General features: G+C 37.9%; 5 protein-coding genes and 1 pseudogene. 1 reads left to right on the top strand and 5 read right to left on the bottom strand.

Annotation, left to right across the window (positions count from 1 at the left end):
- Position 1: 1 nt before the first annotated feature.
- The 5 genes from FVB32_RS00545 to FVB32_RS00565 form a co-directional block, all read right to left on the bottom strand.
- Positions 2-280, bottom strand: coding sequence for a Sec-independent protein translocase subunit TatA/TatB (locus FVB32_RS00545; RefSeq protein WP_147740642.1), 279 nt, complete (start codon positions 278-280; stop codon positions 2-4).
- A gap of 84 nt (positions 281-364) precedes the next feature.
- The gene (locus FVB32_RS00550) at positions 365-2,677 is read right to left on the bottom strand and encodes a M1 family metallopeptidase (protein ID WP_147740643.1); all 2,313 of its coding nucleotides are present in this window, start codon (positions 2,675-2,677) and stop codon (positions 365-367) included.
- A gap of 61 nt (positions 2,678-2,738) precedes the next feature.
- Complete coding sequence (locus tag FVB32_RS00555) at positions 2,739-3,257, bottom strand: DUF6702 family protein (protein ID WP_147740644.1); 519 nt, start codon at positions 3,255-3,257, stop codon at positions 2,739-2,741.
- Between the two features lie 100 nt (positions 3,258-3,357).
- Positions 3,358-4,155 (bottom strand): hypothetical protein, encoded by a 798-nt coding sequence (locus tag FVB32_RS00560; RefSeq protein ID WP_147740645.1) that lies wholly within the window; start codon positions 4,153-4,155, stop codon positions 3,358-3,360.
- Positions 4,145-4,885 (bottom strand): peptidase associated/transthyretin-like domain-containing protein, encoded by a 741-nt coding sequence (locus tag FVB32_RS00565; RefSeq protein WP_147740646.1) that lies wholly within the window; start codon positions 4,883-4,885, stop codon positions 4,145-4,147. Before FVB32_RS00565 ends, FVB32_RS00560 begins: the two co-directional genes overlap by 11 nt.
- Positions 4,886-5,047: 162 nt before the next feature.
- On the opposite strand from FVB32_RS00565, the pseudogene FVB32_RS00570 reads away from it, so the two are divergent.
- Positions 5,048-6,035: pseudogene (locus FVB32_RS00570) on the top strand (hypothetical protein); the annotation flags it as partial.

The raw sequence follows: 6,035 nt of genomic DNA on the forward strand, positions 1-6,035 counted from the left end.
ATTATTTGGTGCTTCTTTTAACAGCTCCGGTAACTTCATCAACATTTTTCTTGACCTCGTTGAGCTCATTTCTAATGTCTTTTGTAAAATCCGTATCAATACCCTGCTTTTCAGCGCTCTTCTGAATTTCACGTTTTATATCGTCCGTAGCGTCCCTTAACTGGCGCATTCCCTTGCCCAGTCCTTTAGCAATACCAGGAATCTTATCCGCACCAAAAACCATTACCACTATAAAGAGGATAAAAAAGATTTCTGCGCCGCTTATAAATAGAAAATGCATGAAGCAAATATAATGAGAAGTTCTTTGCCAAATAAAAAAAGCCCTGTGAAATCACAGGGCTTTTAACGCTTCTTTAAGCCTTGATTAGCCTTTTATATTTTCTTTAAACTTATCAAAGTCCGATTTCTCTTCCTTGACCGGCCATGAATTATTTGTAGTATCAATGTCCGCAGTTTCCAATTTTGGATCTACAACAATGCCCACCAATTCCTTTTGGGATGAAACCACACGTTTCACCTCGGCGTCATTCTTTCTCCAGATTTCTGGAGGATAGGTAACATTCTCTGTAGTACCATCTGCATAGGTATACTGAACGATCAACGGCATTGGAATTCCACCTGGTTTATCAAATGTTACCTCGTAGAAATATTTAGGTTCTTTGACCTGCGCTCTTTCGGCCTCCGTCATATTATCCATCATAAATTCCTTCAAGTTTTGCGAAGTTTCTGTTGGTGATTTCCCCTTTAAATCAGGCGAAAAATCCTCGCTATCTTCTTCTGCTAAATAAACCAATGGAGGTAAATCAGCTTCGGTCAAGTTTCTGTCAGCCATATATTTTTCCATTTCTTTGGTAGGCTTATTGGTGACATAAAACTTTTTAACTCCTTTTACACCTATATCTACATAATCTGTGGTATAAAACCAACCTCTCCAGTACCAATCTAAGTCCACCGCAGATGCATCTTCCATAGTACGGAAGAAATCTTCTGGTGTTGGGTGCTTAAATTTCCAGCGTTGTGCATAGGTTTTAAATGCATGGTCGAATAATTCTTCGCCCATAACGGTCTCCCTAAGAATATTCAATGCCGTGGCAGGTTTTCCATAGGCATTAGGTCCCAACTGGTATACATTTTCTGGGTTGGACATAATAGGCGAAATATGACTTTGATCTCCTGCCATGTACGGTACGATCTTAGCCGCTTCTCCCCTGCGTGAAGGGTATTTTTCATTGGGAGAAATCACCTCTGGGTAATTCTTACCAAATTCCTGCTCAGTTAAATACTGCATAAAAGTGTCTAAACCTTCATCCATCCAACCCCATTGGCGTTCGTCGGAATTAACAATCATAGGAAAGAAATTATGCCCTACTTCATGGATAATTACACTGATCATTCCATATTTTGTTCTATCGGAATAGGTCCCATCTTCATTCGGACGTCCATAGTTCCAGCAAATCATGGGGTATTCCATCCCCTGATTTTTGGCATGTACAGAGATTGCCTTGTGGTATGGGTAGTCAAAGGTATGCTTGGAATAGGTTTCCAATGTCTGCGCAACAGCCTTTGTAGATTGTTCTTCCCATAGTGGGTTTCCTTCTTTTGGATAAAGGGAAACCGCCATTACGTCTTTGCCTCCAATCTTAACGGCTTGCATATCCCAGATAAACTTTCTGGATGTGGCAAAGCCATAATCACGAACATTGGTTGCTTTAAACTTCCATGTTTTTTTCTTCTCAGAAAAACCCTTTTCGGCAGCTTCGGCCTCAGCTTGATTTACAATAATCACTGGCTTGTCATAAGACTTTTTAGCCATTTCATATCGCTTCATCATATCCTTGGAGAACACTTCTTTTCTGTTTTGTAGTATACCAGTGGCATCCAAAACATGATCTGCTGGCACTGTAATGCTTACATTGTAATTTCCAAATGGAAGAGCAAACTCTCCGTTGCCCCAAAACTGATGGTTTTGCCATCCTTCCACATCACTATATACCGCCATTCTTGGGAAAAACTGGGCGATTACATAGGCACGATTACCATCTTTTGGAAAATATTCATATCCCGAACGTCCTCTGCCGTTAACATGGTCATTAATATTGTACCACCATTTGATGGAAAAAGAAATTTGCTCCCCACTTTTTAAAGGTCGGGCAATATTTAATCGCATCATGGTCTGATTGATGGTATAAGACATCGGCTTACCGCTAGCATCTTTTACATATTCTATATTGAATCCACCATCAAAAGGTTCATTAACATAGGTATTTGCAAAATTTCCTGCTGTGTAGGCAAAGTTGACACCATTACCATTACGCAAAGGTGATTTGGAATCTTTAGCTCTCACATTTTGATCTAGCTGTACCCAAAGGAATTCTAAATCATCAGGGGAATTATTAAAATAGGTGACAGTTTCTTCGCCATATAGTTTGGCATTTTTATCATCCAATTCTATTTTCATGTCATAATCTGCCCGTTGCTGATAGTAATCAGGACCTGGAGCTCCAGATGCAGAACGATATGTATTTGGTGTAGAAAACTCCTCGTACATCTGTTTAAACCTACTTTGATTAACATGACCTGGTTCTCGCTCTTCTTTGGCTTCTCCTTCTTCCTGCGCTATTGCAATAGCACCAAAAAGGAACAACAAAGAGGCAAAAAAATACTTGATTTTGTTCATTTTCTTTTTGATTTTTAAACGGTGAAAAATACCTTTTTTTTAACTAATTGTTAAGATTAGGTTACAAGTTTAACATTCCTTTATTATTCTCTTTGATCAGTACAAAACTCTTCTTTTGTCCTTTCCATTTTAAATGAACAATGTTTTGCTGTTCTTCAAACAAATCTGTGAGAATTTCATTTTGAATGGAAATGGATTTTAAATCTGAAAATTTAACAGCTGTTAGTTCCAGATAACAAATGATTACATCATTGTCATACTCCTTGCCCAAAAAGGAATATTGGGCTATTTCACCATTCAGTTCAATGGCGAATTTTGCTTTAAAATATTTTTCAATGTAAGCATCTGAAATATCTGCTTCTTTTGCTGTTGCCAACTCGGCATTAATACCATAGCGCTCTTCCAGCACCTCTTCCAAATCATCAATAAAAATTCGACTGGTAATCTGAAAAGATTCATTTTTTTCGGAATACACCATATTGGTGACACTTACATAAAACTTGTGGGCTGTTGTAAAAGATGCAGCCAATGCTACAAGCAGAACCAATATTGGATACTTAAGCACTTTTAAATTCATCATATTTCAGTAGACTTAAAAAAAATTCTAATGTTACAGTTTCTCTGTTAAAACTTCTATCCTTCAACTCCTCAATAATTACAAACCATATGCCAAACTATAATCAGTCTAGTCTATTGTTTTCTCTATACTCCCTGCTCTTACCTACCATAAAATCCCAAATTCTTAATTTGTCTTTTGAATCTACTGTACTTTGAAATGCCGAATCCACTTCGCAGAAATACATAAAATCCTCAATTTTCTCAATTGGTATCTTTAAGGTGGTCACAAATAGGGAATCAACATAAAAATCTTGAACCCTCTGGGTTCTAGCATATGCTTTATCCACTTTTACCCTATTCTTCAGCATCTTGGTACGACCGGTAATGGCATTGATAATAGGATCTAGAGGGGGTGTAAGAATCATACCAGCATTGAATTTTCCGAAAGTGGCTTGCTGCAACTTGCGCTGACTTTGTGTTGGTATTTTTTGATGGGCATTTGGAAGCCCTAAAGCCTCAGCACTTACATCTTTTTCAAGGGATAATCCAACCAAATCCTCATCCAAATCTCCAGATAAATTGTAGGGTTTTACCACCACTTCTTTGAGTTCGTTTACAAATTCATCCAGAGGAATGGTGATGAAATTGGTATTAAAAAGTACCTCGGTTACAGGTAAAATCTTTCGTTTAAATTGTACAGCAGAAAATACAATTGTGTCATTTAGGCTAACCCGAATTGAAAAATTCCCATCAATATCTGTAATAACAGCACGTTCCGATGTAATATTCTGGACAACCACCCCTATGACATCTTTGTCTTTACTATTTACTTTTCCTCTTAGTTCTTTAGTACCTCTTTGTTGGGCATTAACTGAAAAAGCAATAGAAAAAAACAATACAAAAAGGACATTAATCCTCATTCAACTCTGCTAAATAGGTTTTACTATGGGTCACCAAAAAATCGATTAACTGAAACTCATTTTCCTTTCTCAAAAGGGTCTGGGAAGGCACCTTGTCATCACAGTATAATAAAAAAGCATCTATTTTATCCTGTGGTAATTTCAAATCAACAACGAAAAATTCGTCTTCATATACTTGACGAAGCACCTCACTTACCTTAAGCGGGGTTTTATCCTCTGCATCACCTTCTTTTGCTTTAAATAGAGCTTTAAAAATATTTACAAAATTAATACCATCCCGCATGCCACGAACAGTTCTTGATTCGGCTACATTTTCTACCTCAGTTGTACGGTCAATTTCATATTCAAACCCTTTAAAATCTTCATTTTTAACTTCAAGAAACTTTTTCTGGTTTTCAGGAGAAACAATAACCTCGTCCAATGCTGTCACTTTTTCCGTAACCTCTACGACCAATCTATTATTTTGTAAAATTTCGGGAGTGATGGTCACCACCTCCAATTGATAATTGACAGCTGTAAAAACCAACTGATCGCGTTCTTTTACTAGAATAACAAATTCTCCATCATCGTTCGTAATCGTTGCCGATTCAGATGTGGAATTAATTACATTCTCATTTGGAACATTGCTGCCTCTATACAACACCTTTCCCCTAAGCACTTGTCTTCCATCCTGTGCTAGGGAAATACCAGAAAAAATTGAGAAAAATAAAATCAGAATAGTGTTTTTCATATAAAAGCCATTTTAGCCCAAGCTAAAGAAAACCTTTGAAAAGCATAAAAAAAAGTAAACCTATTCTAAACTTTTGTTAATTCTCTAAAATTAATGACCAGATAGTGTTGTCCGTTCACCTTTGAACTAGGGTATTTGGACGGTAATAATTAGAATAATCACATGATAGCTTTAGTTTTGTCCATTAAGTTTGGAAATCCTCAAATAACAAACACTGTGAAAACGCAAATTCTATATTTTGTCATCTGCCTACTTATGATGACTTCCTCGTTGCAGGGGCAAATAAAAATCGGTGATAACCCACAAACGTTGGATCCAGCTTCCGTTTTGGAATTGGAAAGTAATTCTCGAGTACTGGTAATTACTAGAATGACCACCACACAAATGGAAAATACTTCGCCATTAAGAGGTGCTATGGTATACAACACCGATACCCAATGTATACATTTCTTTACGGGCACTATTTGGACAAATCTCTGTGATCGTCCAGATGAGCAAACCTTTACCGCGGATGCCATTGTAAATTTTAGCCCTACCATGATCATTACAGAAAATGGCAGCAACTTTAATTTTGAAGTAGGTGAAATACGAGGTGAAAATATAGTGGATACCTCCATAAATGGAGATGTAGATATACAACAAGAAACCATCACAAATCGTTTACTGGCTGAAAACTCGGTATCCTTTGATAAGTTGGCGGATGGTATGAGCTCCGGAGAACTATTACAATGGAATGGAACAGAATGGGTTTTGGTTGACGAAACGGGCATTGTTGTCACTGAAATTGATGGAGTGATTGGTAATGAAGTAACTGGTCCCGCAGATGGCACTTTAACGGTCTCAGGATTAGGAGACGCTGGCAGTCCTCTTCTGTTAGATGTTAGTCCTGATGGGATAACAAATCTAGAACTCGCTCCTGATGCAGTAACATCTGATAAAATTCAGGACGGGCAGGTTGATACAGCTGATATTGCAGATAATGCCATAACCAATATTAAAATGGCAGATAACGCCATCGATACCGCCGAACTTGCGGACAACGCGGTGACAACGGCCAAGATTACAGATGCCAACGTCACACTTGCAAAACTTGCCAACGGGACAACCGACAACAACATCATACAATGGAACGCCACGACCACTCAATGGG

It is taken from the genome of Flagellimonas hymeniacidonis (assembly GCF_008040165.1).
Taxonomy (GTDB): Bacteria; Bacteroidota; Bacteroidia; order Flavobacteriales; family Flavobacteriaceae; genus Flagellimonas; species Flagellimonas hymeniacidonis.

Excerpts from the sequence above, each read along its gene's own strand:
- FVB32_RS00545 (WP_147740642.1), bottom strand. The coding sequence starts at position 280 with ATGCATTTTCTATTTATAAGCGGCGCAGAAATCTTTTTTATCCTCTTT.
- FVB32_RS00550 (WP_147740643.1), bottom strand. The coding sequence starts at position 2,677 with ATGAACAAAATCAAGTATTTTTTTGCCTCTTTGTTGTTCCTTTTTGGT.
- FVB32_RS00555 (WP_147740644.1), bottom strand. The coding sequence starts at position 3,257 with ATGATGAATTTAAAAGTGCTTAAGTATCCAATATTGGTTCTGCTTGTA.
- FVB32_RS00560 (WP_147740645.1), bottom strand. The coding sequence starts at position 4,155 with ATGAGGATTAATGTCCTTTTTGTATTGTTTTTTTCTATTGCTTTTTCA.
- FVB32_RS00565 (WP_147740646.1), bottom strand. The coding sequence starts at position 4,885 with ATGAAAAACACTATTCTGATTTTATTTTTCTCAATTTTTTCTGGTATT.